Source organism: Actinoplanes sp. NPDC021490, assembly GCF_055562135.1.
Genome location: NZ_JBVHFW010000005.1, coordinates 365963 through 392035 on the forward strand (window position 1 = coordinate 365963; position 26073 = coordinate 392035).

General features: G+C 68.6%; 29 protein-coding genes. 14 read left to right on the plus strand and 15 right to left on the minus strand.

The window, feature by feature from the left end:
- Positions 1-18: 18 nt before the first annotated feature.
- On the minus strand, positions 19-1278 hold the full coding sequence (locus ACZ3I4_RS16575) for a sensor histidine kinase (RefSeq protein ID WP_465383016.1): 1260 nt from the start codon (positions 1276-1278) through the stop codon (positions 19-21).
- 222 nt (positions 1279-1500) lie between these two features.
- Here ACZ3I4_RS16575 and phoU point away from each other — a divergent pair, with 222 nt between their 5' ends.
- Positions 1501-2169 carry a phosphate signaling complex protein PhoU gene (gene phoU, locus ACZ3I4_RS16580; RefSeq protein WP_465383017.1) on the plus strand — a complete coding sequence of 223 codons (669 nt, stop codon included), beginning with the start codon at positions 1501-1503 and terminating at the stop codon, positions 2167-2169.
- 73 nt (positions 2170-2242) lie between these two features.
- On the opposite strand, the gene ACZ3I4_RS16585 is transcribed toward phoU, so the two are convergent.
- Positions 2243-2989: a phosphoglyceromutase gene (locus ACZ3I4_RS16585; RefSeq protein WP_465382776.1), complete on the minus strand. Its 747-nt coding sequence runs from the start codon at positions 2987-2989 to the stop codon at positions 2243-2245.
- Positions 2990-3123: 134 nt separating this feature from the next.
- Between ACZ3I4_RS16585 and ACZ3I4_RS16590 the strand changes: the two genes are divergently transcribed.
- Both ACZ3I4_RS16590 and ACZ3I4_RS16595 read left to right on the plus strand, forming a co-directional pair.
- Complete coding sequence (locus ACZ3I4_RS16590; RefSeq protein WP_465382777.1) at positions 3124-4416, plus strand: MDR family MFS transporter; 1293 nt, start codon at positions 3124-3126, stop codon at positions 4414-4416.
- A 43-nt stretch (positions 4417-4459) separates the two neighbouring features.
- On the plus strand, positions 4460-5680 hold the full coding sequence (locus tag ACZ3I4_RS16595) for an MFS transporter (protein ID WP_465382778.1): 1221 nt from the start codon (positions 4460-4462) through the stop codon (positions 5678-5680).
- Between the two features lie 47 nt (positions 5681-5727).
- Here ACZ3I4_RS16595 and ACZ3I4_RS16600 read toward each other — a convergent pair whose 3' ends face one another.
- Positions 5728-6117, minus strand: a complete 390-nt coding sequence (locus tag ACZ3I4_RS16600; protein WP_465382779.1) for a winged helix-turn-helix transcriptional regulator — start codon at positions 6115-6117, stop codon at positions 5728-5730.
- Positions 6118-6180: 63 nt separating this feature from the next.
- Between ACZ3I4_RS16600 and ACZ3I4_RS16605 the strand changes: the two genes are divergently transcribed.
- Positions 6181-6930 carry an SDR family NAD(P)-dependent oxidoreductase gene (locus tag ACZ3I4_RS16605; protein ID WP_465382780.1) on the plus strand — a complete coding sequence of 250 codons (750 nt, stop codon included), beginning with the start codon at positions 6181-6183 and terminating at the stop codon, positions 6928-6930.
- Positions 6931-7313: 383 nt separating this feature from the next.
- On the opposite strand, the gene ACZ3I4_RS16610 is transcribed toward ACZ3I4_RS16605, so the two are convergent.
- The 3 genes from ACZ3I4_RS16610 to mshA all read right to left on the minus strand — a co-directional run bounded on the left by ACZ3I4_RS16610 (position 7314) and on the right by mshA (position 10152).
- A complete protein-coding gene (locus ACZ3I4_RS16610; RefSeq protein WP_465382781.1) occupies positions 7314-8312 on the minus strand; it encodes a hypothetical protein in 999 nt (332 codons plus the stop codon).
- 89 nt (positions 8313-8401) lie between these two features.
- Positions 8402-8890, minus strand: a complete 489-nt coding sequence (locus tag ACZ3I4_RS16615; RefSeq protein WP_465382782.1) for a type III secretion system chaperone family protein — start codon at positions 8888-8890, stop codon at positions 8402-8404.
- Positions 8884-10152, minus strand: a complete 1269-nt coding sequence (gene mshA, locus ACZ3I4_RS16620; protein ID WP_465382783.1) for a D-inositol-3-phosphate glycosyltransferase — start codon at positions 10150-10152, stop codon at positions 8884-8886. Before mshA ends, ACZ3I4_RS16615 begins: the two co-directional genes overlap by 7 nt.
- A gap of 124 nt (positions 10153-10276) precedes the next feature.
- Between mshA and ACZ3I4_RS16625 the strand changes: the two genes are divergently transcribed.
- Positions 10277-11032, plus strand: a complete 756-nt coding sequence (locus ACZ3I4_RS16625; RefSeq protein WP_465382784.1) for an SDR family oxidoreductase — start codon at positions 10277-10279, stop codon at positions 11030-11032.
- Positions 11033-11034: 2 nt separating this feature from the next.
- Positions 11035-11835, plus strand: a complete 801-nt coding sequence (locus tag ACZ3I4_RS16630) for a class I SAM-dependent methyltransferase (RefSeq protein ID WP_465382785.1) — start codon at positions 11035-11037, stop codon at positions 11833-11835.
- On the opposite strand, the gene ACZ3I4_RS16635 is transcribed toward ACZ3I4_RS16630, so the two are convergent.
- Positions 11780-12178 (minus strand): response regulator, encoded by a 399-nt coding sequence (locus ACZ3I4_RS16635; RefSeq protein ID WP_465382786.1) that lies wholly within the window; start codon positions 12176-12178, stop codon positions 11780-11782. The genes ACZ3I4_RS16630 and ACZ3I4_RS16635 overlap by 56 nt on opposite strands.
- A gap of 295 nt (positions 12179-12473) precedes the next feature.
- Here ACZ3I4_RS16635 and ACZ3I4_RS16640 point away from each other — a divergent pair, with 295 nt between their 5' ends.
- Both ACZ3I4_RS16640 and ACZ3I4_RS16645 read left to right on the plus strand, forming a co-directional pair.
- The gene (locus ACZ3I4_RS16640) at positions 12474-12686 is read left to right on the plus strand and encodes a DUF7455 domain-containing protein (RefSeq protein WP_202991182.1); all 213 of its coding nucleotides are present in this window, start codon (positions 12474-12476) and stop codon (positions 12684-12686) included.
- Between the two features lie 57 nt (positions 12687-12743).
- The gene (locus tag ACZ3I4_RS16645) at positions 12744-14159 is read left to right on the plus strand and encodes a PAS domain-containing sensor histidine kinase (RefSeq protein ID WP_465382787.1); all 1416 of its coding nucleotides are present in this window, start codon (positions 12744-12746) and stop codon (positions 14157-14159) included.
- Between the two features lie 60 nt (positions 14160-14219).
- Here ACZ3I4_RS16645 and ACZ3I4_RS16650 read toward each other — a convergent pair whose 3' ends face one another.
- The 8 genes from ACZ3I4_RS16650 to ACZ3I4_RS16685 form a co-directional block, all read right to left on the minus strand.
- A complete protein-coding gene (locus tag ACZ3I4_RS16650; protein WP_465382788.1) occupies positions 14220-15017 on the minus strand; it encodes an SRPBCC family protein in 798 nt (265 codons plus the stop codon).
- An 82-nt stretch (positions 15018-15099) separates the two neighbouring features.
- Positions 15100-15843, minus strand: a complete 744-nt coding sequence (locus ACZ3I4_RS16655; protein ID WP_465382789.1) for a hydrolase — start codon at positions 15841-15843, stop codon at positions 15100-15102.
- 227 nt (positions 15844-16070) lie between these two features.
- Positions 16071-17615, minus strand: a complete 1545-nt coding sequence (locus ACZ3I4_RS16660; protein WP_465382790.1) for a methyl-accepting chemotaxis protein — start codon at positions 17613-17615, stop codon at positions 16071-16073.
- A gap of 153 nt (positions 17616-17768) precedes the next feature.
- Entirely contained in the window at positions 17769-18011 is a 243-nt protein-coding gene (gene csrA / locus ACZ3I4_RS16665) for a carbon storage regulator CsrA (protein ID WP_465382791.1), read from the minus strand.
- A gap of 88 nt (positions 18012-18099) precedes the next feature.
- Positions 18100-18498: a flagellar assembly protein FliW gene (fliW, locus tag ACZ3I4_RS16670; protein ID WP_465382792.1), complete on the minus strand. Its 399-nt coding sequence runs from the start codon at positions 18496-18498 to the stop codon at positions 18100-18102.
- A gap of 41 nt (positions 18499-18539) precedes the next feature.
- Complete coding sequence (gene flgL, locus ACZ3I4_RS16675; RefSeq protein WP_465382793.1) at positions 18540-19436, minus strand: flagellar hook-associated protein FlgL; 897 nt, start codon at positions 19434-19436, stop codon at positions 18540-18542.
- A gap of 15 nt (positions 19437-19451) precedes the next feature.
- Positions 19452-20861, minus strand: a complete 1410-nt coding sequence (gene flgK / locus ACZ3I4_RS16680) for a flagellar hook-associated protein FlgK (protein ID WP_465382794.1) — start codon at positions 20859-20861, stop codon at positions 19452-19454.
- Positions 20861-21346, minus strand: coding sequence for a flagellar protein FlgN (locus ACZ3I4_RS16685; protein ID WP_250003385.1), 486 nt, complete (start codon positions 21344-21346; stop codon positions 20861-20863). Before ACZ3I4_RS16685 ends, flgK begins: the two co-directional genes overlap by 1 nt.
- Before the next feature lie 270 nt (positions 21347-21616).
- On the opposite strand from ACZ3I4_RS16685, the gene ACZ3I4_RS16690 reads away from it, so the two are divergent.
- The 6 genes from ACZ3I4_RS16690 (at position 21617) to ACZ3I4_RS16715 (ending at position 26072) form a co-directional block, all read left to right on the plus strand.
- Positions 21617-22873 carry a flagellin N-terminal helical domain-containing protein gene (locus ACZ3I4_RS16690; protein ID WP_465382795.1) on the plus strand — a complete coding sequence of 419 codons (1257 nt, stop codon included), beginning with the start codon at positions 21617-21619 and terminating at the stop codon, positions 22871-22873.
- A 114-nt stretch (positions 22874-22987) separates the two neighbouring features.
- Positions 22988-24379, plus strand: coding sequence for a flagellar filament capping protein FliD (gene fliD, locus ACZ3I4_RS16695; RefSeq protein ID WP_465382796.1), 1392 nt, complete (start codon positions 22988-22990; stop codon positions 24377-24379).
- A gap of 46 nt (positions 24380-24425) precedes the next feature.
- On the plus strand, positions 24426-24803 hold the full coding sequence (gene fliS / locus ACZ3I4_RS16700; protein ID WP_465382797.1) for a flagellar export chaperone FliS: 378 nt from the start codon (positions 24426-24428) through the stop codon (positions 24801-24803).
- Between the two features lie 7 nt (positions 24804-24810).
- Positions 24811-25143 carry a hypothetical protein gene (locus tag ACZ3I4_RS16705; protein ID WP_465382798.1) on the plus strand — a complete coding sequence of 111 codons (333 nt, stop codon included), beginning with the start codon at positions 24811-24813 and terminating at the stop codon, positions 25141-25143.
- 186 nt (positions 25144-25329) lie between these two features.
- Positions 25330-25677, plus strand: coding sequence for a flagellar basal body rod protein FlgB (locus ACZ3I4_RS16710; RefSeq protein WP_465382799.1), 348 nt, complete (start codon positions 25330-25332; stop codon positions 25675-25677).
- 2 nt (positions 25678-25679) lie between these two features.
- Complete coding sequence (locus ACZ3I4_RS16715; RefSeq protein WP_465382800.1) at positions 25680-26072, plus strand: flagellar basal body rod protein FlgC; 393 nt, start codon at positions 25680-25682, stop codon at positions 26070-26072.
- Position 26073 lies beyond the last annotated feature (1 nt).

A 26073-nucleotide genomic window follows, 5' to 3' on the forward strand; every position in this document is an offset into this window, starting at 1 on the left:
ATCTTCCGGCGTCCGGGACTAGCGTCCGGCCGCACCGGACTCGATCTCAATTGCCGTCGGTAACGGCAAGGGGGCTTCGGGGGGTCGCGCCGGTAGGCGCAGGGTGAACGTCGAGCCGTCGCCCAGGCTGCTGGTCACGCTGACCCGGCCGCCGTGGTTGGTGGCGATGTGCTTGACGATCGCCAGGCCCAGACCGGTTCCACCGGTGGACCGGGAACGTGCCTGGTCGGCACGGTAGAAGCGCTCGAAAATGCGGTCGACGTCGTGTGGCGCGATGCCGATGCCCTGGTCGGCCACGTCGATCTCGACCCAGTCGTCGTCCTGACGCAGGGTGAGCTCGACCTTCGTGTCCTCGCCGGAGTAGGCGATCGCGTTCTCGACCAGGTTGGTCACCGCGGTGGCGACCTGGCTGTCGCTGCCGTAGACCATGCAGCCCTTCGGGCCGTTGTAGACGACCTCGATCGACTTGGCCGACGCCGTGGTGCGGGTGCGGTCGATCACCTCGGCGATCACCCAGTCGACCGCGACCGGCTCGGGGGTGGGCAGCGGCTCGGCGCCCTGCAGCCGGGTCAGCTCGAGCAACTCGCTGACCAGGCGACCCATGCGGGCCGACTCGTGGTGGATGCGCTCGGCGAACCGCCGGGCGGCCAGCAGGTCCTCGTTCTGCTCCTCGGCGGTGTCGGCGGCCGGCAGGTCGGTCGCGTCGAGCAGCGCCTCGGCCAGCAGCTGCAACGCGCCGATCGGCGTCTTGAGCTCGTGGCTCACGTTGGCCACGAAGTCGCGCCGCACCCGGGCCAGCCGATGCGACTCGGTGACGTCGGCCGCCTCGACCGCGACGTGCGTCTGGTTGAGGGCGACCGCGCGCAGGTGCAGGCCGAGCGGGGCCTGGGCGGCACCGGCCCGGCCACGCGGAAGATCGAGTTCCACTTCCCGCCGTACGCCCGTGCGGCGCACCTGGCCGGCCAGCGTACGCAGAATGGGGTGGGCGGCGATCGTGCCCGGGGCCCCGCCGGAACGCAGCAGGCCCATCGCCCGGGCGGCCGGATTGACCAGCACCGGATGGTCCTCGGCGTCGAGAACCACCACGCCGACACGCAGCGAGTCGAGGCTCTTGCGACCGAGCCCCTTCATGCCGTGCTTGCCGTGCGGCTCGTCGGTGTCGATGGCGCGTCCCCCCTCGTGCGGCCGGACGGCCTTTTCGTCCGGCCTCGGCGACCTGCGCACACGTGTGATCAACAGCCCCGCGACCGCGCCGACGACGAGCGCGGCGAGGATCAGAGGAATGCCGTACGCCAGGTCCACGCTGCGATCGTAGGGTCATTGTTTACCTGACCACTAGGATGAGCCGGACAAAACGGGCGCGCGTCGAATAATGTTCACCACTGCGCCCGGCGTCGTTCATCGCCGTTCACGTGACTGCCGTCAGGCGGACCTAGCGTGGAGGTCAGCTACGGTCGTGCCCTTTCCTGGGACGGCCCCACCGAACCCCGGGACGAGGACATGCGCGAGGAGTTCCAGGCCGACCTCAACGAGGTCAGTCGCCTGATGGTCACCATGGCGGAAGCCGTGCGAGAAGCGATGCGCAAGGCGACCAACGCCCTGCTCACCGCCGACCTGAAGTCGGCCCAAGCGGTGATCGAGCGCGACCACGAGGTCGACGAGATCTACAGCCAGGTCGAGGCCAAGGTGGCCGACACCATTGCCCGGCAGGCGCCGGTCGCCTCCGACCTGCGGATGGTCATCACGGCCCTGCACATCTCGGCCGACCTCGAGCGGATGGGCGATCTGGCCGAACACGTGGCCAAGACGGCGCAGCGGCGGCACCCGTCGCCGGCCGTGCCGGCCGAGCTGCGTCCCGTCTTCAAGGGCATGGCCGAGGTGGCCGACAAGATGGCCGAGAGCATCGCCAACCTGCTGGCCAAGCCCGACGCCGAGCTGGCGGCCAAGCTCGAGCACGAGGACGACGAGATCGACGACCTGGAGCGCCAGCTCTTCAAGATCATGCTGGACGATTCCTGGCCGTACGGCGCCGAGACCGCGATCGACGGCGCGCTGCTGGGCCGCTTCTACGAGCGGTACGCCGACCACGCGGTCAACGTGGGCGAGCAGCTGGTGTACCTGATCACCGGAGAGCCGGTGGGCGACCGGGCGGAGCCTGAGCTCGCCTGAGCCTTGCTCGCCTGGTCAGTGCTGAGGCCGGGACGCCACGGGGGCGTCCCGGCCTCTGCTGTTTCAGCGTTTCTTAACGGCCCTGGTTGGCGACCGCGGCCGCGGCCTCCTTGGCCGCGTCGGGGTCGAGATATTCGCCGCCCGGCTTGAGCGGGCGCAGGTCGTCGTCGAGGTCGTAGCGCAGCGGGATGCCGGTCGGGATGTTCAGCTTCGAGATCGCCTCGTCGGAGATGCTGTCGAGGTGCTTGACGAAGGCCCGCAGCGAGTTGCCGTGCGCGGCCACCAGCACGGTCTTGCCGGCGCGCAGGTCCGGCACGATCTCGTCGTACCAGTAGGGCAGCGCCCGCACCAGCACGTCCTTGAGGCACTCGGCCTTCGGCTTGGCCTCGGGCGGCAGGAAGGCGTACCGCGGGTCGTCGAACTGGGCGAACTCCGAGCCGGCCTCGATCGGCGGCGGCGGCACGTCGTAGGACCGGCGCCAGAGCATGAACTGCTCCTCGCCGTACGTCTCGAGGGTCTGCTTCTTGTCCTTGCCCTGCAGGGCGCCGTAGTGACGCTCGTTGAGCCGCCACGACCGCTTCACCGGAATCCAGTGCCGGTCGGTGATGTGCAGAGCAATCTCGCTCGTCCGGATGGCGCGGCGCAGGACGCTGGTGTGCACCACGTCCGGCAGCACGCCGTTCTCCTTCAGCAGCTCGCCACCGCGGCGGGCCTCGGCCTCCCCCTTGGCGTCGAGGTCGACGTCGACCCAGCCGGTGAAGAGGTTCTTGGCGTTCCACTCGCTGTTGCCGTGTCGCAGCAGCACCAAAGTCCCTGTCATGGCCTCCATCCTGCCGCAGCCGCCGGAGCGGCGCTCCGGGACCCTCAAGTGGCGACCACCACGTGGAAACCCGGTTGCGCCACACCCTAGGTTGTAAGGGAGCAGGGGCTGGGCGCTACTTACGGGGAGACAACGTGCGGGGTTGGTTCGACCAGGCCGTGGGTGGCCTGCCGCGGCAGTTCTGGCTGCTCTGGACCGGCACGCTGATCAACCGGCTGGGCTCCTTCGTGGTGATCTTCCTGGCCATCTACCTCACCGCCGACCGGCACTTCTCGCAGAGCCAGGCCGGGCTGGTCATCGGCCTCTACGGTGTCGGCGGCGCGCTCGGCACGACGCTCGGCGGGGTGCTGGCCGACCGCTGGGGCCGCAAACCCACGATGCTGACCGCCCAGTTCGGCGCGGCCGCCCTCATGCTGGCCCTCGGCTTCGCCCACGACTACGCCCACATCCTCGTCGCCACCTTCACCCTCGGCCTGTTCAGCGAGGCGGTGCGGCCGGCCTTCTCGGCGATGATGGTCGACGTCGTGCCCGAGCGGGACAGGGTGCGGGCCTTCTCGCTCAACTACTGGGCCATCAACCTCGGCTTCGCGCTCTCCGCGGTCGGCGCCGGGCTCGCCGCCAAGGTCGACTACCTGCTGCTCTTCGTGGTCGACGCGGGCACGACCCTGGTCACCGCGCTGATCTGCCTGATCTTCCTGCGCGAGACCCGGCCTTCCGGCGGGCACCGGCAGAACGGCTCCGCCGACACCGGCGGCGGCATGATCGCCGTGCTGCGCGACCGCGTCTTCCTGGCGTACCTGCTGGTCTCGGTGTTCGGCATCGTCGTGATGATGCAGCACATGTCGACGCTGCCGATCGCGATGACCACGGCGGGCCTGTCGGCCGCGACGTACGGCTGGGTGATCGCGGTCAACGGCGTGCTCATCGTGCTCGGGCAGCTGTTCGTGCCCCGGCTGATCGGCGGGCGCGAACCGTCCCGGGTGCTCGCGCTCGGCTCCCTGATCATCGGTGTCGGTTTCGGGCTCACCGCGTTCGCCCACGCGTCCTGGTTCTTCGCGCTGAGCGTGGTGATCTGGACGCTCGGCGAGATGATCCAGTCGCCGAGCAACGCGACCACCGTCGCCGCGCTCTCGCCCGCCTCGATGCGCGGGCGCTACCAGGGGCTGAACTCGTTGAGCTGGTCGGCCGGCACCGCCCTGGCCCCGATCGCCGGCGGCCTCACTCAGGAGCACCTGGGCAACAAGGCCCTGTGGATCGGCTGTTTCGTGGTGTGCGCGCTGGTCGCGGTGGGCCACCTGGTGTCCGGTCCGAGCCGGCAGCGGCGAATCCGGCAGATCACACCGGCCGCCGGTTTTGAGCCGCCGACGCCCGTGCCCGCCGTTGCCGAGCCGGTGGCCGACGCGCCGGCCGAGCTGCCCTCGCGGTAACGTCGATCTCTGTTAAGACGGTTACCTATTGCGGGAGCGCCGCATGCGGGCATGGCTGAGGGACACAGTCGGCGGGCTGTCCGCCACATACTGGTACCTCTGGACCGGGCTGCTGATCAACAAGGTCGGCGGCTTCGCGGTCCTCTTCCTCTCGCTCTACCTGACCTCGCAACGAGGCGCCGGAACAGCTCAGGCCGGGCTCATCGTGGGAACGTACGGGATCGGCGGTCTGGCCGGAACCCTGGCCGGGGGCGTGCTCACCGACCGCTGGGGACGCCGCCGTACGCTCCTCGCCTCGCACTTCGCCACCGTCGTGGCGCTGGCCGCGATGGCCTTCAGCACCCACCTCGCGCTGATCGCCGTGCTCTGCGCGCTGCTCGGCGTGGCCCAGTCGATGGCCGGCCCCGCGTTCGTGGCCGCGATCATCGACGTGACCCCCGCCGAGAAACGGTCGCGAGCCTTCAACCTGCAGTTCTGGGCGCTCAACCTGGGACTGGCCGGGGCGTCACTGCTGGCCGGCCTGCTGGCCCAGTGGAGCTACCTGGGCCTGTTCCTGATCGACGCCGGATGCACCCTGGTCACCGGCGTGCTGATCGCCTGGAAGGTGCCCGAGACCCTGCGGCGGCCGGTGGCCCGCCACTCGCACGGCGGGCTCGGCACCGTGCTCAGCGACCGGATCTTCCTGGTGTTCGCCGGGCTCACCCTGATCCAGGCCCTGATCTACACCCAGAGCAACACCATCGTGCCGCTGGCCATGCGGGCCGACGGGCTGTCCCCGGCCGCGTACGGCTCGGTGGTCGCCCTGGGCGGCGCCTTGATCGTGCTCGGGCAGTTGTTCGTGCCCCGGCTCATCGACGGCCGGCGCAAGCATCGCGTGCTGGCGCTGGCCCTGCTGGTCGACGGGGTCGGCTTCGGCGTGCTGGCCGTGGCCGACCACCTCGCCTGGTATCTGCTGGCCGCGGTGGTCTGGACCGTCGGAAGCATGCTGGCCGCACCCCCCAACGCCGAAATCAACTCCGAACTGGCGCCGCTGGCACTGAGGGGCCGCTATCAGGCGGTGTTCTTCTTGACCTTCCCGGCGGCGTCGTTCCTGGCCCCGTCGCTGGGCGGGGCGGGGCTGGAATACCTGGGGGACGCGCACTGGGTCTTGGTCGGGCTGCTGGGGGCGGTGGCCGCGGGGTTGCATCTGCTGGCCGGGCCGGCGCGGGAGCGGCGGGTGGCCACCCTCAAGGCCGAGACGTCGGTGACCGCCGACGTTCGCTGACTCTCCTTGTCCTCTGGGCGCGTATCGAAGCCCGGCCGTTGCCGTACTCAATCCGCCGTTTGCTGCTGAGCGGCGAGCAGTTCGGCTCGGTTGCGGCCGAACCAGCCGAGCAGGTCGGTCAGCGGCCCGGCCAGGCTTGTCCCCAACTCGGTCAAACTGTAGGTGACCTGCGGTGGCACGGTTGGCTCGACATCGCGGGCCACCAGGCCGCTGCTCACCAGGGCCTTGAGGTGCTGCGACAGCATCTTCTGGCTGATCCCGCCGATCCGCCGGTGCAGGGCGGAGAACCGGTGCGGCCCAGTGACCAGCGCGGCGACGATCAGCGTGCCCCAGCGGCTGGTGACCTTGTCCATGATCGGCCGGGTGGGGCAATCGCTGTCGAACGTGTCACTGGCCAGCAGCCGCAACGAGGTGGTGACCTGGTCTCCTACCGCCATGGCAGCAGCTTACGAAAAGGTACGTACTACCTGGCAGTGAGCGGCCCGCCTACCTTCGCGATCATGAACACATTGCAGAACCGCACCGCCGTGGTCACCGGAGCGGCCAAAGGCATCGGCGCCGGTATCGCGGCTCATCTGGCCGCGGCGGGAGCGAAGGTCGTCGTGAACTACCGATCAGACGAGGCCGCCGCGGCCCGGGTAGTCGCATCGATCATGTCGCTCGGCGGGCAGGCGATCGCCGTCCGGGCCGATGTCTCGCAGGCCGCCCAGGTGGCCGACCTGTTCCGGGCCGCCCGACACGCGTTCGGGCCGGTCGACATCCTGGTCAACAACGCCGGTATCTACTCGTTCGCGCCGCTGACGGCCGTCAGCGCGAAGGACTTCGAGCAGCAGGTCAGCACCAACGTTCTGGGCACCCTGCTGACCATGCAGGCGTTCGCCGGGCAGGGTGATCTCGGACCGGCCTCGATCGTCAACGTCTCGACCGCGGGCACGAGGAGCCATCCGCCGTACGCCGGTCTTTACGTCGCGACGAAGAGCGCGGTGAACTCGCTGACCCTGGTCGCCGCGAAGGAGTTCGCCGCGCGCGGCATCCGGGTCAACGCCATCGCGGCCGGCGTGTCGGACACCGACGGCACCCGGGCGATGGGCTTCACCGACTCGGCCCAGGCGCAGCAGGCCATCGCGGAGACCCCGCTGGGCCGGCTCGGCACTCCGGACGATTACGGCCCGGTGGTGGCCTTCCTGGCCTCCGACGCGGCTCGATGGATAACCGGCGACATCCTGCTCGTCTCCGGCGGGCAGCGTTAGCCGGCCGGCGCCACCACAGCCACCCAGGGCCGAGCACACAAAAAAGACGGCCCCAAGGGCCGTCTCTGGTTGGCACCGGCGGCGGCGGACGACGCCCATCCCCATAGGCGTCGCCCGCACTAACCGCCGGTCTCGGGTCGCGCCGTCCCCCAACGGCTTATGCCACCCGTCCCCAAACGTCGGCCGCGGCGATCGTTGCCGATCAACCAGTTCCCCGAACTAACGGTCCGACGTCCATTGATTACGCTAGTTGCGGCAGTCAAGGCAGACAAGCCAACTGGCTGTCTGCCATCTGTCTGCACCATCACAGTCATCGACAATTAGCCGATCGGCGGATGACCTGTCCCACATCTGGACCGGATAAAAGCCACAGTCCGGACACGTCATTCGTCGGGGTTCTCCAACTGGAAGAAGTTGCTGCGCCCGCCGCTCGACCGCTTCTCCTGATAAATGAAGTTGAGCCGGCGCTTGTCGAACGCCTCGAACCACTCCGCCCAGCTGACTTCGACGAGCCGATCGCCGGAGTAGCCCGGGAAGTCGAACCGCAGAACGCCGAGGTGGCCGTCGTGCTGGGTGCCGGCCACCGTCGAGGGCACCGCGCGCCGGGCCTTCGCCCACTGGCGGATCACCTCGTGGTCGGTGGTGACCAGGCTGCGACCGGGACGCTCGGGACGGTCGGAGGTCGACTTGATCTCCTGCGAGTAGTCCACGGACGACGAGGACTTCTTGCCGGTCCGCTTGCCACCGGTGGCGCTCTTCTTGGCCGACGAAGCCTTGCTCGCCGCAGCCTTGCCCGAAGAGGCCTTACCCGCAGAAGCCTTGGTCGAAGAAGCGGAAGCCTTGGCCGACGAAGCCTTGGCGGTCGGAGCCTTGGTGGCCGACGCCTTGGCCGACGAAGCCGCAGAAGCCTTAGAAGCCGCAGAGGCCTTGGCCGTCGACTTCTTGGCGGTCGTGCTCTTCTTGGCCGCCTTCAGCTCGGACTTGACGAATTTCTCGACAAGCTCCGGCTTCTTCATGTCGTCGGTGCCCTTGACCCCGCGCTGGGCCAGCTTCGTACGCAGCTCGGACGCCTTCATCCGGGCGATCTTGCTTTCGCTGACCTCGGGGGTGTTCGGAGTGTCGTTGTGGCTGGTCGGGTTCTTGCCACGGGAACCACCGGAGCCACCGGAACGCTTGCCCGACGCCGACTTCACCTCGGCCTTGATCAGCTTGTCGACCAGCTGCGGTTTCTTCAGATCGTCGGTGCCTTTGACCCCGCGGCTCCGGAGCTCTCGGCGCAGCTCGTCGACCTTCATCCGGGCGATTTTGCTTTCGCTCACGTCGGGGGTGTTGGGGGTGTCGTTACGGCTCGTCCGGTTCTTGGCGGTCTTCGTGGCGGCCACGCCGGTTCACCTCTCATTTCATCGGTGATTTCCTATCGATTTCGAAATACCCGATGCGAGCGCGGCGACACCCGGAAGTGGAGCGGCAATCAGGATTCGTCCGGTTGAGGGGCCAGGTGTTTGAACGCCTGCAGGTTGGCCAGGGACTCGCCGCGCTTGACCCGCCACTCCCACTCGCGGCGGATCGACGACCCGAAACCGATCTCCAGCATGGTGTCGAACGACTCGTCGGCGTACGTGAGAACCGCACCCAGCAGCCGGTCCAGCTCGTCCTCGTCGAGTCCGCCCAGCGACACCCGCCCGGTGAGATAGATGTCGCCCGCCGCGTCGATGGAGAACGAAACGCCGTACATGCGGGCGTTCTTGCGCAGCATCCAGGCCCACAGTTCCTCGTGCCGCTCGTCGGGGCGGCGCATGACGAACGCCTCCACGCGCATGGCGTGCTCGCCGACGATCAGGTTGACCGCGGTCTTCAGCTTGTGGGTTCCGGGCAGGGTGACGACGTACGCGCCGGGCCCGGTGGTGTCCCACTCGAGGTCGCGGTCGGTCAGCACCTTTTCGATCAGTTCGGTCACCATGCGTACGCCTCCAGTCGCTCAGCGATCAGGGCGCGGTGCGCGACCATCGCCTCACGGTAGACGGCCAGCAATCCTTCGGCCGTACGGTCCCAGGAGAAGTCGGCGGCGTGCGCGACCGCTCCCGCCGCGAGCCGCCGGAGCTCACGCGGCCGGCCGAGCAGGTCGTCGAGCACCCGCGCCCATTCCTGCGGTTCGTGCCCGTCGACGAGCACTCCGCTCAGGCCGTGCCGGACGGCGGTCACCAGTCCACCGACCGCGGCCGCCACCACCGGTGTGCCGCAGGCCTGCGCCTCCAGGGCGACCAGCCCGAACGACTCGTTGTGCGAGGGCACGGCGACCAGGTCGGCGCTGCGGTAGAGGGCGGCCAGTCCGTCACCGTTCTGCGGCGGCAGGAAGATGACCTTGTCGCTGAGGCCGAGCGAGGCGGCCTGCTCGATGAGCGCGCTGGGCCGGTCGAGGCCGGTGCCGCTCGGACCACCGCAGATGACCAGCGTGGTGTCCGGGTCGTTCATCCCGGCCAGCGCCGAGATCAGCACGTCGGGCGCCTTGAGCGGCTGGATCCGGCCGACGAAGGCGATGACCTTGCCGTGCTCGGGCAGCCCGAACCGGGCCCGCTCGCGGGGGCCGGAGCGGAACCGGTCGAGGTCGACGCCGGGCTGCACGACCGCGGTGCGGGCCGGGTCGGCGTCGTAGTAGGCGACCAGGTCCTGCGCCTCGAACCGGGTGTTGGCGACCAGCCGGTCGGACTCGGCGATCACCTGTTCCTCGCCGATCACCCGGGCCTTGGGCTCGGGCCGGTCGCCGTTGGCGATCAGCCTGTTCTTGACCTTGGCCAGGGTGTGCGCGGTGTGCACGTGCGGCACGCCCCAGCGTTCCCGGGCCAGCCAGCCGACCTGGCCCGACAGCCAGTAGTGCGAGTGGATCAGGTCGTAGCGGCCCGGCGGGTGAGCCGCCTCGGCCCGCAGCACGCCGTTGGTGAACGCGCACAGCTGGGCCGGCAGTTCCTCCTTGGAGAGGCCCTCGAACGGGCCGGAGGTGACGTGGCGGACGGAGACGCCGGGGACCATCTCGACGACCGGGGGAAGCTCGCTGCGGGTGGCGCGGGTGAAGATCTCGACCTCGACGCCGAGGCGGGCGAGCCGCTTCGAGACCTCGACGATGTACACGTTCATGCCGCCGGCGTCGCCGGTGCCCGGCTGTTCGAGCGGGGACGTGTGAACCGAGAGGGTGGCGATGCGCCGGGGGGTCGGCCATTCTGCCACGATTCAGCCTCCTGGACGGGTGTCACGCAGATAGTTGCGCAGTCATTAATCTTCCCCGCACGGATGCGCTCAACCACTATGCAGTCGCCCCGGGGTGACTCAAGTCATCGGGAATCATGGGGTCATGCAGAACATCGCAGTGGTGACGGGTGCGTCGAGCGGCATCGGGGCGGCCACCGCCCGCCGGCTCGCTTCCGAGGGGTTCCACGTCGTCGCGGCGGCCCGGCGGGCCGATCGGCTGGCCGCCCTGGTCAAGGAGATCGGGGCCGGGGCGACCGCCGTGGAGTGCGACATCACGTCCGACGAGTCGGTGGCGGCGCTGGCCACGGCGGTGGATGGGCTGGGCGGTCCGGTCACGCTGCTGGTCAACAACGCGGGCGGGGCGCAGGGGCTCGATCCGGTCGAGTCGGGCTCGGTCGAGGACTGGCAATGGATGTACGACGTGAACGTGCTGGGCACGCTGCGGGTGACCAAGGCTCTCCTGCCGGCGCTGGTGGCGAGCGGAGCCGGGACGATCGTGACGGTCGGCTCGACGGCGGCGTTCACGGTCTATGAGGGCGGCGGCGGGTACACGGCGGCCAAGCACGCCCAGAACGCGCTGGTCGGGACGCTGCGGCTGGAACTGTCGGGCCGGCCGGTGCGGGTGATCGAGGTGGACCCGGGGATGGTGCGCACCGACGAGTTCTCGCTCAAGCGTTTCGGCGGTGACCAGGCCAAGGCCGATGCCATCTACGACGGCGTACGGGAACCGCTGGTGGCCGACGACATCGCGGACATCATCGCGTACGCGGCCACGCGTCCCCACCACGTCAATCTGGACCGCATCGTGGTGCGCCCGATCGCCCAGGCGGCGCAGCACAAGGTTCACCGGGAGAAGTAGTCGTGAAGCCGGTCGGCGCGATCACCCGGGGGACGACCAATCCCAACCGGCTGCGTCGCGTCGACAACTATGTGGCGTACCGGTGCGGTGATCTTCTGCGGAGCGCGGCCGACCCGCTCGTGATCGACCTCGGCTACGGCGCCACCCCGGTCACCGCCGTCGAGCTGCGGAGCCGTCTGGCCGCGTCCGTGCGTCCCGACGTCACGGTGATAGGTCTCGAGATCGATCCCGTACGGGTGGAGGCCGCGCAGCCGTACGCCGATCCACCGCACCTGCAGTTCCGGCGTGGCGGTTTCGAGCTGGCCGGTCTGCGGCCGGCGGTGGTGCGCGCGTTCAACGTCTTGCGGCAGTACGCCGAGGACGAGGTGGCCGCCGCGTGGACGGCGATGACCGCGACCGGGGCCGTGCTGGTCGAGGGCACCTGCGACGAGCTGGGCCGGATCGCGACGTGGACCGTGGTCGAGGCGGCCGCGCCGACCACGCTCACCTTCTCGGCCCGGCTGCCCGACCTCGATCATCCGGCGACCTTCGCCGAGCGGCTGCCCAAGGCGCTGATCCACCACAACGTGCCGGGTGAGCCGGTGCACGCGTTCCTGCAGGCGCTGGGCCGGGCCTGGGAGACCGAGGCCACCCCGTTCGGGCCGCGGCAGCGCTGGCTGGCGACCTGCCGCCGGATGCGCGCCGAGGGGTGGCCGGTGCTCGACGGCCCGTCCCGCTGGCGGCTCGGCGAGCTCACCGTGCCCTTCGCTACTCCTCTTCGCCCAGCACCGAGCGCAGGGTCTGCACCAGCACCTCGCTGCTGAACGGCTTCTTCACCAGCAGCGCGTCCTCGCCGATGAGCCCGTCGGCGACCGCGATCTCCTTGGGCAGGCCGGAGATGTAGACGACGCTCATCTCGGGCCTCAGCTGGGTGGCCGACCGGGACAGCTCGCCGCCCGAGACGCCGGGCAGGCCGAGGTCGGTGACCAAAATGTCGATGTCACCCGGATGTTCTCGGCAGGCGGCGATGGCCTGCTGGGAGTCGCCGGCGATGAGGGTGGCGAAGCCGCGGCGCTCGAGCATCCGCCGCATGATGTCGCGCAGGTCCTCCTCGTCGTCCACAACCAGGACCGTGGGCCGCGTCTCGGATGCGGGCGCCTGCGACATGGATCCTCCCGGTGGTTCTGATGTCACGTTCCGTGCCGGTTCGCGCCCTCACGCTATCCGCAGCAGGTTGCACGGTCCGGCCTTTGCATTTGTTAGTGACTTCACCCGGCCCGCAAGGCATGTCCGGGCCGGGTTGCGGGCATCGTTGAGGGATGACCCGGTTGCACCTGGGTTGCAACACCGGCGGCCCCGCCGGACGGCCCTGGAAGATCGAACACAACAGCTAAAGCGGCGCGGACGAGGACCGATTGACACCTCGTACCGCTACACACCGCCACTGAGCAAGGAGAGCGATATGTCCAGCCTGCTGTCGCCCGAGATCACCACCGTTGCTTCGCTGACCGAGCGCTGCGACCGTTGCAGCGCCGCCGCCAAGCTGGTGGTCACGCTGACCAGCGGCGGCGAACTGGCCTTCTGCGGGCACCACGGCAACCGCCACCACGAGGACATCGTCAAGGTCGCCGAGCGCATCGTGCTCGAGGACGGCTACGAGTGGGCCGGAAAGTAACCGCTTGATACGCATACGCCGCGTTATGCTCGCTTCCTCAGATCTTGAGGGGATTACGTGCATGAAGCGGTGCGTGATCTGGGCAGGCTCTCCCGTCTGACCGCGGGGTGCGCCGGCGTCGCGGTCGCCGTCTTCGGCATCACGGCCCTGCTCATGTCACTGAAAGGCGCTCCGCCGGACGGCTTCCTCGCCGATCCGGCGGCCGCGCTCGTCCCGGCCGGACTCGCCCTGCTCCTGCAGACGATCCCGGTGCACAGCCGGACCGCCGGCCGGGTCGTGCACGGCTTCGCCGCCGTCCTGGTCATTGCCGCGGTCGCGTTCTGCGTGGCCGTGCTCCCCCGCCACGTCGCCGCCTCGATCGCCACCCTGCTCGCGATCGTCGTGCTCGTCCTGCTCGGGCAGTTGATCCGTACGCTGGTCGGCGCCGACCGGCGTCAGCGCGAGCTGGCCGGCTTCACCGACACGCTGTTCCAGTCGATGAACGAGGCCGTCATGGTGCTCGACGCCAACTACCAGGTGATCGACGTGAACCGGCGCTGGCGCGAGCTCACCGGGCACGACGCCGACGAACCCGTCCGGCTCGATCCGCCTCCGGTGCCGCCCGTGTCCGGCGGCGACTGGCTGCTCCCCCGCGTCGACGGGGGCACGGTGCCGGTGCTGGCCAGCGTGGCGCCGATCCCGGACGACCACGGGCGGCCCCGGGCGTACGTGGCCACCTATGTCGACATCGCCGAGCGCAAGCAGGCCGAGGAGATCCTCGGCGAGAAGGCGGCCGAGCTGGAACGCGGCAACGCCCGGTTGCGCGAGACCAACACCCGGCTCGAGTCGGCGCTGACCTTCAAGAACGACCTCACGTCGATGCTGACCCACGACGTCGCCCAGCCGATCAGCTCGATCGCCAGCCTGGCCGAGCTGCTCCGCGCCGACTGGGACGACCTGCCCGACGACATCCGGCTCGAACTGGCCACGAAGATCGACAAGAACACCCAGCGGCTGATCAAGATGCTGAACGACCTGCAGTTGCTGTTCCGGCTGGACATGGGCTCGGTCACCGCGCGGCGGGCGCCGGTGCCGCTGCACGAGGTGGCCACGGCGGTGGTCGCGGCGTCGTCGGCCGGCCCGGGCGAGGTGCTGGTCGAGATCGGTGACGACATGGCGGCGCTGGCCGATCGCGGCCATGTCATCGCCGTGCTGCAAAACCTGGTCAACAACGCCATCGCGTACGGGGTCGCACCGGTTGTGATCTCGGCCGTGCGGCACGACGAGCGGGTCGACCTGATCGTGCAGGACAGCGGCAAGGGGATCCCGGACGAGCTGTTGCCCAACCTGTTCGGGCGTTTCATGCGCGGCTCGGGGCTGGGGCTGTTCATCGTGCGGCACCTGGCCGAGGCCAACGGCGGCTCGGTGCGGTACGAGCACGCCGTCCCGCACGGGGCCCGGCTGATCGCCTCCTGGGAAGCGGCGCCGGTCTGACCGGCACAGACCAAACCGCCCGCCCCACGGCTGCGGGGCGGGCGGTTCGTCAGACGTTGCTCACCAGTCTTGGGCGCTGCCGCGGTCCTCTTCGTTGATCATGCCGTCGCCCCAGGCGTCCTTCTGGTCGGCGCGTCCGCCCATCCGCGCGCTGCCGCTCGCGGAACCGCTGACGGCGCCGGGGCCGGCGATCCGGCGGCCGGGGGCCAGCACGTTGTCGAGGTCGTGCGGGTCGTTGATGCCGGGCGCCGAGGTGATGTCGACGCGAGTGCCCATCGTGGACGCCGACATGCCGTGATAGGGCAGATCGGCCCGGCTGGCGTTGCTGTGCTCGGCGGCGCTGGTGCCCCAGCCGGCGCCCGGGTGCGCGCGGCTCTTGGTCCGCGCGGCGATCGCGGCCGGGGTCGGCACCGGGCGGGCCAGCTTCTTCGAGCTGGCGCCGAGCGTACCGCCCTCGACCAGGCTCTTGAAGGTGGTCAGGTCGGTCTTGAGGCGCTTGTTCAGCGAGGCCTGCCCGTGCCGGTCGTTCGGCATCAGGAACGCGATGTCGGCCTCGAGCTGGGCCACCACCTGCGTCTTGGTCTCGCCCATCGGCCGCAGCGTGATGGTCTCGGCGAGCAGCGGCCCGTCCATGGTCGACCAGGAGACACGCTCGTCCAGTGAGCGCTCGGTGATCTGCGCGTCGAACTCCCGGCGGTGCCCCTCCACGTCCATGATCCAGTGGGTCTGGTCGTTGCCGATCGGGGTGACTTCACGCACGCCGCTCATGAACTGCGGGTAGTTTTCAAACGCGGCGAGCTGTTCGTACACCGTGTGCAACGGCGCACTCACCTCGATGGCCTGCTGAACCATACTCATCGCATCTCTCCCATGCCTACGCGTTCCTACAGCTGGCATGACTGAGAGTACGGAGACGGCTACGGTGAGCGGCCGGTTTCGCTCAGACCCGGCGGACGTACTGCCAGTGCCCGACCTCGGTCGCGTACCGGGCGTCACTCGCGGGCACCATCGCCACCCCCGCCGCACGCAGCATCGCCACCACACGGGGCGACGGTGAGCGCCAGGCCTCACTGATCTCGACCACGGTGCCGGTCTCGCGGCAGGCCGTGGCCAGGGCGCCGATCAGGTCGGGGCCAAGCACGGCGTCGTCCAGGCCAACCTGGGCCAGCAGGCAGAGCGGGCGGGCGAGCTGGGTCGGCGCGTACCGGGAGGCGCGCTCGATGCCGCGTACGGTGACGTCGACCAGCTGCTCAGCCACCTGGTCGGCGCTGAGCTCGCCCGAGGTCAGCATGGCGCGCACCTCACGGGCGCCGGCCACACCGGTCGTCAGCGGCAGGCGCGAGACGGCCACCGAAAGCGCCTCGAGCGAGCTGATGTCGGGCGGAAGGGCGAGCCACCCGTCGGGGCGGACGACCTCGACCTCGGCCGCGAGGCGCAGGGTGATCTCGGTGCGGAGCTGCGCACGGCGCACCGAGTCGGCGTACGCGGAAAGCCACGTCGCATCCGGTCCGGCCTGGTCGGCGAAGGTGATCGCGGACAACCCGGCCCGGTCGGCGGCCGAAACGACCACACCGACGGCGTCCCGGCCGGCCGAGAAGCCGGTGTGCACATGCGCATCGGCCATCAGGTCGAGAGCGTCGACGGCGCTGACCACCCCGATTACTGATTCCCGCTCCGCGCTCACTGTCACTCCCCGACTCTGCTCGACGGGATCTTCCCGTCTGACCAGAAGAGTGCGGCCCGGCCGTTGTCAACCTCGTTCCGCCGACGGTGCAGTCCGGGTGCGCCGCCTGTGGATAGGTGCGCGGCCTGTGGATAACTGCCGCCGCCGGCTTGACACGCCGTACTGTTCCCACCGCTGCCCCCAGGGTGGGTGGAGGGGGCGGTGGAGGGCTGAGAACTACCTACGCCTCAGATCCGGAACGAACTCACCAGCGAGCGCAGATCATCCGCCGTCCGGGCCACCCCGTCCGAGGCCTGCCGCGTCTGCTCGACGCCCTGCACGGTCGCCGCGCTGGCGCTCGACACGTCGGCGATGTTGGAGGCGATCCGGGCCGATCCGCCGGCCACCTCGGCGATGTTCCGGCTCATCTCGCCGGTGGTGGCGGTCTGCTGCTCGACCGCCGACGCGATCGTGGTCTGGAAGTCGTTGATCTGCCCGATGACCTCGCTGATCCGCGAGATGACCTCGACCGCGCCCCCGGTGTCCTGCTGGATCGCGGCGACCCGGGTGCCGATGTCCTCGGTCGCGCGGGCGGTCTCCTGGGCCAGGTCCTTGACCTCGCTGGCGACCACGGCGAAGCCCTTGCCCGACTCGCCCGCGCGGGCCGCCTCGATGGTGGCGTTCAGCGCGAGCAGGTTGGTCTGCTCGGCGATCGACGTGATCAGCTTGATGACGTTGCCGATCTCGGCCGACGATTCACCGAGCTGACGTACGGTGTCGGTCGCCCGTGCCGCCTCGGACACCGCGACCGCCGCGATCTGCGCCGATTCGCTGGTGTTGCGGGAGATTTCGCGGATCGCCAGGCCCATCTCCTCGGAGCCGGCCGCCACCGACTGCACGTTGCGGGAGATCTCCTCGGCCTCGGTCGCGGCCGCCGCGGTCTGCCGGTCGGTGTCGCCGGCCGCTTCGGCGATCTGGGCGGCCACCGCCGACAGTTCACCGGCCGCGCCGGCCAGCGAGTCCGCGTCCCGGCCGATCGTCTCGAGCGAGCCGCGGATCGATTCGAGCGCGCCGTCCAGGCCGGCGGCCATCGTGCCCAGCTCGTCGCGGCTGGTGATGCCGCTGCGGCCGGTCAGGTCGCCGCGAGCGAGCGCCTCGATGACGGCCGCGAGCGTGCGCACCGGCACCAGGATCGAGCGGGCCAGCGGGATGGCCAGGCCGATCAGCAGCACGAAGCCGACGACGGCGACGACGATCGAGAGCGTACGGGTGTGGCTGACCGTGCTTTCCATGTCGGCGTGCTCGGTCTCGACGCCGGCGATGACGCGGTCGAGCAGCGCGCCGAGCTCGTCGTCGGTGACGTTGTTGCGTTCGGGGATCTCCCCGATCCGGCTCCGCTTGTCCGCGGAGGCCACGAAATCGGAGATGAACTCGCCGAAGGCGACGAAGTCGGCGCGGTCCTGGGCGAACGTGGCCGCCATGTCGCTCGGCAGTCCGCAGCTGTCCACGGCGTCCGCGGCCTCGGTCGCCGACTGCACGTCGTCGATCACGTCCTGGGTGACGTCCTGTCCGAGCGCCGAGCGGTAGGCGTCCACCTTGAGTTCGCTCTGACGGGTGTCCAGGTGGTTCAGGGCCGCCTGGCAGGCATGCAGCCTGGAGACGTTGTAGCCCTGGTCGGTCAGCCGGTCCTGGCCGCTGAGGGAGATCGCGGCCAGCGCGGCCAGCGCGACGGCGCCCACCCCCACGATCAGGGCGAGACGTTTGGCGATACCGAGTTCGGCCAGGCGCGACATCGATCCCCCTTCGAAGCCGGAACAGCACCGCACGAGCGGTAATGAACATCTTTCAGCTATTCCGGTCCCGCGGTTGCGTTTTCGCCTTTTCCCGGCCGAATGGCCAAAAGCAAACGCCCCGCCGCGATTGCGACGGGGCGTTCGAAATGGCTTTCAGTCCGATGTGGTCGGCGGCTTCAGCATCTCGCTGACCGCCTGCACCTCGTCCTGTGTGGGCGAGGCGGCCTCTCGGTTCGAGGCCTGCAGCTCCCGGTACACCTCCTCGCGATGCACCTGCACGTCACGCGGAGCCTGGATGCCCAGCCGGATCACGTCTCCACGCGCCTCGAGCACGGTGATGACGACATCGTTGCCGATCATCACGCTTTCCCCGGAGCGCCGGGTCAGTACGAGCATCGTCGGTGCCCTCCTCCATCCGTGGACGGACAGCATCGCGAGACAGGCGCGACCGCCGGCCGTTCGAACGGCCGCGCCTGCGGAGACGTCAGTAGACCGGGTTCATGACCGCGCGGACGGGGAACCCCGAGCCGCTCAGCACCACCTGCATGGCGCGCATGGAGTCCCGGTCGACAACGATCGGGGCCATCAGGTTGGCGGTGGTCTCGTTGGCGCCGGCCGTGATGACGGTCAGCAGCAGCAGACGGTCGGCGTCCTTGGTGTTGAGCGCGGCGAAGACGTCGGCCTCGATCTCGGGCGCGTAGTCCGGGAAGAACGGCTCCGGCGGCGCCACGAGGAAGCGCAGATCCGGGTCCTCAGTGGACGTGAACGCGTAGAGCAGGCCGTCTTCGTTGAGCCGCACGAGCACGAATTCCCGATGCGCCGGGAAACCGGGCATGGGCACCGCCATCGTGATGGTCGGCAGACCCAGCGACGGGTCGGACATCGTGGCCTCAATCGGTCGGGTCGCGGTACGAGTAGTCATGGTCACCTCAGGAAATCGATGAGCGAGGGCTGGATCACCTTGGCCGAGGCGGCCAGGGCGGCCTGATAAGACGTCTGCTGGATCTGCAATTCCATGATCGCCTTGGGCAGGTCGACATCCTCGATATCGGACAGCTGCGACGTCACGGACAGCAAGTGATCATCAGCGGACTGCTTCATCTGCGTAATCCGATTATATCGGGCGCCAACGTCCGAAAGGGTGGACTTTAGTAAATCGTGGGCCGTATCCAGGTTGGATAGGCCGTCATTCAGCGCGGTGTCGTCGTTGGCCCGAAGCGCCGCCGAAATGTCGCCCAGCACCTTGAAGAGCTGCGTGGGGCTGCCGTTCGCTCCGTACGCCTCGGCGCCGGTCGTGTCGATTCGTACCTTCGCGTTGGGTCCGACCGATCGGGTCGTCTGCCCGTCGTTACCGACGTACGTCCCGGTTGCGTCGAAGGCCGCCGAGCCGGGCGTGGTCCCGCCGAAGACGGGCCGGCCCAGGTACTTGGTGTTCGCCTCGCCGATCATCGACTGGCGGATGTTGTCGATCTCGACGGCGATCGCCTCGCGCGCCGACGCGTTGTTGGCCGAGCTGAGACCCTGCACGGTCAGATCCCGTGCGCGGATCAGCTGCCCCGACGCGTCGCCGAGCTTGTCCTGAATGGTGCCGAGCCAGCCCAGGCCGTCGTCGGCATTGCGCGAGAACTGCTGCGTGGAACGCAGTTCGCCGCGCAGCTGGAGCGACGTGACCGTCCCGGTCGGCGAGTCGGACGGGCGGCTGAGCTGCTTGCCGCTGGAGATCTGTTCCTGCAGTTTCTGGCCCCGGGCCATGCTGCGGTTGAGGTCGCCCAGCATGCGGTGCCGCATGCTGGTGTCGGTGACCCTGCTGGGAATGGTCATGCGGTTCCCTTGCCGTTATCGGCCGACGAGACCGGTGCGGTTGATCAACTGATCGAGCATTGAGTCGATCGTGGTCAGCACCCGGGAAGCGGCTTCGTAGCCCCGCTGGAAGGTCAGCAGGTTGGTCATCTCCTCGTCGAGGTTGACGCCCGACTCGGCCTCACGGGAGGTGTCGACCTGATCCCGTACGGCATCCTGGATCTCACTGCGCCGGGACGAGGCCTGCGAGGCCACACCGAGCTGCCCGATCATCTGCTGATAGGTCGCGTCCGGACCGTTCTGCGAGGTGCCCAAGGCGGCCAGTTCGTCGGCCCGGTCGTTGTCGATCGCGGCGACCGCCGGCGGCACGGCCTTGGGGTTGCCGGCCGAGAACGCGACCTTGTCCGGATCGTCGATCGCAACCTTGAGGTCGCGGGCGTTGGTGCCGGTGAAGAACTCGGTGCCGGGGTCGCCGTTGACGTCGTAGCCCGTGGTCGTCAGCGCGTTGACGCTGTCGGCGAGGCTCTTGGCCACGTCGTCGAGCTGGCCCGAGATGCCCGGGATGATGTTGTTCATCGTGTCGAGCATCGAACCCATCGTGCCGCCCGCGGGCGCCGGGGTGTCGGTGCCGGCCCACTTGAGCGCGACCTGGTTGCCCGGGTCCCACGAGTCCAGGTTGGGCGGGCCGGAAAGTTCCAGTTTGCGCGTCGAGAAGTCGCTGACCAGAGGCGACGTTCCGACGTAGATGTTGACCGAGCCGTCGGTCTTGGCCAGGGAGGTGGCGCCGACCAGCTCGGAGAGCTTCATGACGGCCACGTCGCGCTGGTCCTGCAGCTCGTTCGCCTCGAGACCGGCCGCCCGGGACACGACGACCTGGTTGTTCATGTGCGCGATGTTGTCGGCCAGCGTGTTGACCTGGTCGACGTACGCGCTCATCTCGTTGCGATTCGCGCCGAACTGACTGGCGAGCGAGGCCCGCGCGTCGTTCAGGGTGATCGCCACCGTGCGGCTCTTCTCAAGCAGCGACGAGCGGGTCGACGGGTCCTGCCAGTTGTTGGCGACGTCGTTCCAGCCGTCCCACATGTCGTGCAGACGGGCCTGCAGAGCGGTGTCGCTGGGCTCGGCGAGCACGGTTTCGATCTGCGCGTACGACGCCTTCTGGCTCTGCAGATAGGCCGAGTTCGCGTGCTCGGTGCGACCCCGTTCCTCCAGGTACGCGTTGCGGCCGCGCTCTACGCCGGCGACGGTCACACCGTTGCCGACCTGAGTGGTCGTCGCGTAGACCCCGGGGTTGAGGCTGCCGGTCTGCGACGCCATCCGCACCCGTTGCTTCGTGTACCCCTCGGTGTTCGCGTTCGCGATGTTCTGGCCCGTGATGTCCAGGCCGCGGCGCTGCGCGTAGAGCGAAGTGAGCGCCGTGTTGATGCCACTGAATGAACTAGCCATCAGATCGCCTCATCCACCAGGCTGGAGCGGCGGATGCCGCCGGAAACGGTCTGGCCTTGCGGTCCGTACGTTTCCACAGTTTCGGCGAACGCGAGCATGGTTTCGCGTGCTGCGCGTTGCCCGGCCGTGAGCAGGTCGCGGTTGACGTCGGCAAGGGCGCTGATCTCGGAAGTGAGCAGCAGGAACGCCTTGCGATGCTGGTGCAGCAGATCAGACCAGGGCGCGGGGGCGGCGTCGGCCAGTTCGCCGAGCGACGCCTCGGGGGCGAGCCCGAGCTCCACCGCGACGTCCTGGGCGTAGGCGGCCCGGATGACCTCGGTCTGCCGGATCTGCTCGAGCACCACCTCCACCTCACGGGTGGCGTGGCTCAGCCACCGGGAGCGGTTGGCCGCGAGGAGCAACTGCTCCTCCTCCAGCTTGAACAGCAGCATCTCGAGCAGCTCACGTGAACGCCACAGGACGCTGGCCAGGTCGGTGAGGCTCACCCTGGTCCTCCGTCTCCCTTCGGTCGGGCTCGACGAACCCGCTCATTCGGACACGTCGGCACGTCTGCGACTCCGCTGAGGGATTTCCCCCGATCCGGTCGATTCCGGCGTCATGTGAAGTCGTCTCGGGTTTCTTCGGGTTCGCCGGAAATGACCGCGGAAATCTCGCAGACTGCTGAGGAACCGTCGGCATCGCGCCGATCGGACCTGGCGTACCGCCACGGCCCCACGGATGGGCCGGCTTCGAGACCCCTCAAGGAGGAAGTACTCATGGGTCTTCGTATCAATCAGAACATCGCCGCGCAGAACGCCTACCGGAACCTGTCGGTGACCGACAGCCAGATGTCGAAGTCGCTGGAGAAGTTGTCCAGCGGTTTCCGCATCAACCGGGCAGCCGACGACGCGGCGGGCCTCTCGATCTCCGAGGGCCTGCGCTCGCAGGTCGGCGGTCTCAAGGTCGCCGTGCGGAACACGCAGGACGGTGTCTCGGTCGCGCAGACCGCTGAAGGCGCGCTCAACGAGACGACCGCGATCCTGCAGCGCATGCGTGACCTGTCGGTGCAGGCGGCCAACTCGGGCGCCACCGACTCGACGGCCGCCGAGGCCGCCAACAAGGAGATGGGCCAGCTCAACGCCGAGTTGGACCGGATCGGCAAGAGCACGTCGTTCGGCAAGCAGAACCTGCTCGACGGCAGCTTCGGCAACACCGTCAAGACGCACTTCACCGACGCCGCGACCAACAGGCTGGACGCCGACCCCACCACCAAGGCGGCCGCCCCGGTGCCGACCGGCGCCACCTCCGGCACGTTCAGCTTCGACATCGGCAAGGTCGCCGGCGCCACCAAGAGCCCGAACGGCCAAGACCTCGGCACGACGCCGATCACCGTGTCGATCGACGCGCTGCCCGCCGACGCGACCGCTCAGGACCTGGCCAAGGCCGTCAACTCGGCCACCGAGAAGGCCCTCAAGGCGGCCGGCTTCCAGGGCAACGAGCTCACCATGTCGGCCAAGGTCGACGCGCAGAACAACACGACCTACTCGATCGGCGGCTCCGGCGACTTCGCAATCGCCGACAACACCGGGGGCGTCCTGGCCGGCGCCAAGATCGACACCGCGACGGCGCTGGACAAGACCGGCGGCAACACCGGAAAGTTCCAGGTCGGCGCGAACGCCAACCAGAAGATCGGCATCTCGATCGGCGGCGTGGACTCCGAGTCGCTCGGCACCGCGGCCCTCGACCTCACCAAGGACCCCGACGCGGCCATCAAGATCATCGACAAGGCTCTGGCGTCGGTGACCGAGAGCCGCGCCACGCTCGGTGCCGTGCAGAACCGCTTCGAGCACACCATCAACAACCTCAACGTGGCGGTCGAGAACCTGTCCGCGTCGGAGTCGCGTATCCGTGACACCGACATGGCCCAGGAGATGGTGTCCTTCACCCGGTCGCAGATCCTGACCCAGGCCGGCACCTCGATGCTGTCCCAGGCCAACCAGTCGGCGCAGAACGTTCTTTCGCTGCTGCGCTAACCGAACTGCCACCGTCAGCAACTGAATCTCATGGGCAAGTGACCGAATAGGTGGGGGTAGCCGTCAAAAGCGGCTGCCCCCGCTTCTTTGTTGAGCAGTGAAAGGCAGGCTCCGGTGAGCACAGCGGTTGACGGACTCGTCAGTGGCCTCAGCACCACTTCCATGATCAATTCGCTGATGCAGGTCGAGGCGGCGCCTCAGACCCGCCTCAAGTCGAAGGTGAGCAGCGCCCAGACGGCGATCGCCTCCTACCAGTCGGTCAACGCCGCACTGACCTCGCTCAAGAACTCCGCGGACTCGCTCGGCCAGCTCAGCACCTGGCGCGCGGTCAAGGCGACGTCGAGCTCGAGCACCGTGACGGCCACCGCCCTGACCGGCACCAACGGCGCCTCCGGGACCACGGTATTCAACGTCAAGAGCCTGGCCAAGAACCAGATCACCACGGCCAAGGTGCCGACCAGCGGCGACATCGGCTCGGGCACTATCCAGATCACCACCGGCCCGCTCGACGGCAGCACCAACGACAAGGTCAACACGATCACGCTGGGCGACGACAAGTCGGCCAAGGGCGTCGCCGCCGCGATCAACGCGGCCGGCATCGGCCTCAAGGCGACCGTGGTCACCACCGGTGGCGACAACAACATCCTGCAGATCAGCGGGGCCAAGACCGGCACCAACGCCGCCTTCCGGATCGACAGCGGGCTCGACGGCGTCGCCTCGCCGCTGACGAACGTGGCCACCGCCTCCAACGCCCAGCTCGACATCGGCGGTGGCGACGCCAACGCGGCCAACGGCGGTTACTCGGTCACCAGCGACACCAACACCTTCGCCACGCTCATGCCGGGCGTCTCGATCACCGTGTCCAAGCTCGAGAACGACGTCACGGTCACCTCCGACCAGGACGTCAGCGGCATCGCGGCCAAGATCCAGGCGCTCGTCGACGCGGCCAACGGCACGCTGAGCGAGGTCGCCAAGCAGACGGCCTACGACGCGGCCACCAGGAAGGGTTCGCCGCTGACCGGTGACTTCTCGGTCCGCAACATCTCGCAGAGCATGCTCGGCAAGATCAGCCTCGGTCTGACGTACGCGAACCCGTCGTACGACAAGAACCAGCCGACCGACGCCGCCACCCGCACCAACCTCGAGAAGATCTCGATCTCGCTGTCCAAGCTCGGCGTGGAGCTCGACCGGAGCGGCCGGCTGACCTTCAACTCGACCAAGTTCACCGACGCCTACAACGAGAACCCGACTCAGATCCAGGCGGCCGGCATCGAGTTCGCCGATCAGATGGAAAAGTACGCGCTCGACCAGACGACCAACATCACCTCGGTCATCCTCGGCCGCAAGAACGAGATCGACGGCCTCAACACCCAAATCAGCAGCTGGGACCTCCGCCTCGCGGCCAAGCGGACCTCGCTCCAGAAGCAGTACTCCGACCTCGAAACCTCACTGGGCAAGCTCAAGAACCAGTCCACCTGGCTCGCCGGCCAGCTTTCCGGCCTCTGATCCACCGCCCCGACCAGCCATCGCAGGGCCCTGACTTAGGAGACCGATGAACTCGAACCCGCGCAACCGCTACCTGCAGGACTCGATCACCACCGCATCTCCCGCCAAGCTGCTGGTCATGCTGTACGACCGCCTGATCCTCGACCTGGCACAGAGCGAGGAGGCCATGCGGGCGGGCGAGCTCGAGACCGCCCACGAGAAGATCACGCACGCCCAGGAGATCGTCATCGAGCTGCAGGTCAGCTTGGACGTCGAGGCCTGGTCGGGCGCGCCCGGCCTGGCCAGCCTGTACGGCTACCTGATCACCGAGCTGATCGGGTCCAACATCGCCAAGGACCCTCAGCGGGTCGCCGTCTGCCGCGGGCTGGTCGAGCCGCTGCGGGACGCCTGGCGTGAGGCCGCCGCCGCGGCGGTTGCCGGCTGACGAGCGGATGACCGACGTGAGCGGCGGAGACTGGCGGAACGCCTGGAGCGAAGCTCTGGACGAGCTCGAGCTGGACGTGTCCACGATCGAGTCGATGCTCGCCGACGAGCACCGCCACGCCGAGACTCCGCCGGCCAGCCTGTGGAAGCCACCCACGGAGCTGGGCGCGCTGCCGCTGGAGCTCAAGCCGCGAGCCGACGAGATCCTGACCCGCCAGCTCAAGGCGGCCGAGGAGATCGCCCGGCGGATGACCGCCACCCGCCAGCAGATGACGATGACCACCCGCATCGAGACGGGAGAGGCGGTCAAACGACCCGTCTACGTCGATCGGGCCATGTAACCACCCAGCCGGAACGCCTCGGGACCCCCTATGCGGGGACCCGGGGCGTTCTCGCGTTTCAGCAACCGGCTGGCAACCGTCTGACACTCAGCGGATCGGCGCGCGAGCCGAACTGCAAGGTACGAGCGACGGATCGCTCACCATAAAGCCACGGATCGGCCCTTGGAACTCACACAAGGAGCTGCTGTGTTCGACGATGTCTCGTCTTCCGCCCTGCGCGTCGCGGTCACCGGCCTCGCGGCCCGGCAGAGCGCTATCGCGAACAATATTGCGAACATCGAAACCCCAGGCTATCGGGCTCGTAAGGTTGAGTTCGAGGAAGCGTTGCGCGGCGCCGTAGCCAAGGGTTTGTCGCCGCTCGGAGTCGCTCCGCAGACCGCGACGTCGCTGGAGCCGACCCGCCTTAACGGCAGCAACGTCAACCTCGACGAGGAGACGCTCTCCCACATCGACACGACGATGCGCTATCAGCTGACCCTCCGGGCGCTGGACACCAAGTACTCGATGCTGCGCGACGCGATCAAGGGAGCCTGACGATGAGCACTTTCAACGCTATCGGCGTCGCCGGTTCGGGCGTGACCGTCTACCGCAAGTGGCTGGATGCCGTGTCGGACAACATCGCCAACATGGACAACACCAGCCGTACGTCGGAGAAGGCGTTCCAGGCCCGCTATGTCATCGCCCAGGAGGCCCAGGACGGCAACGGCGCGCAGGTGGGTGGCGTTGCGTTCGGCAGTTCGGAGGGTGTCCTGGTGCACGAGCCGGACAACCCGCTCGCCGACAACCAGGGCTACGTCCGCAAGCCGGACATCGACCTGGGCTCCCAGATGGCCCAGATGATGATGGCCCAGCGCGCCTACCAGGCCAACCTGGCGGTCGTAGACCGGGCCAAGGACTCCTACACCGCTGCGATCAACCTCGGAAAGTGAG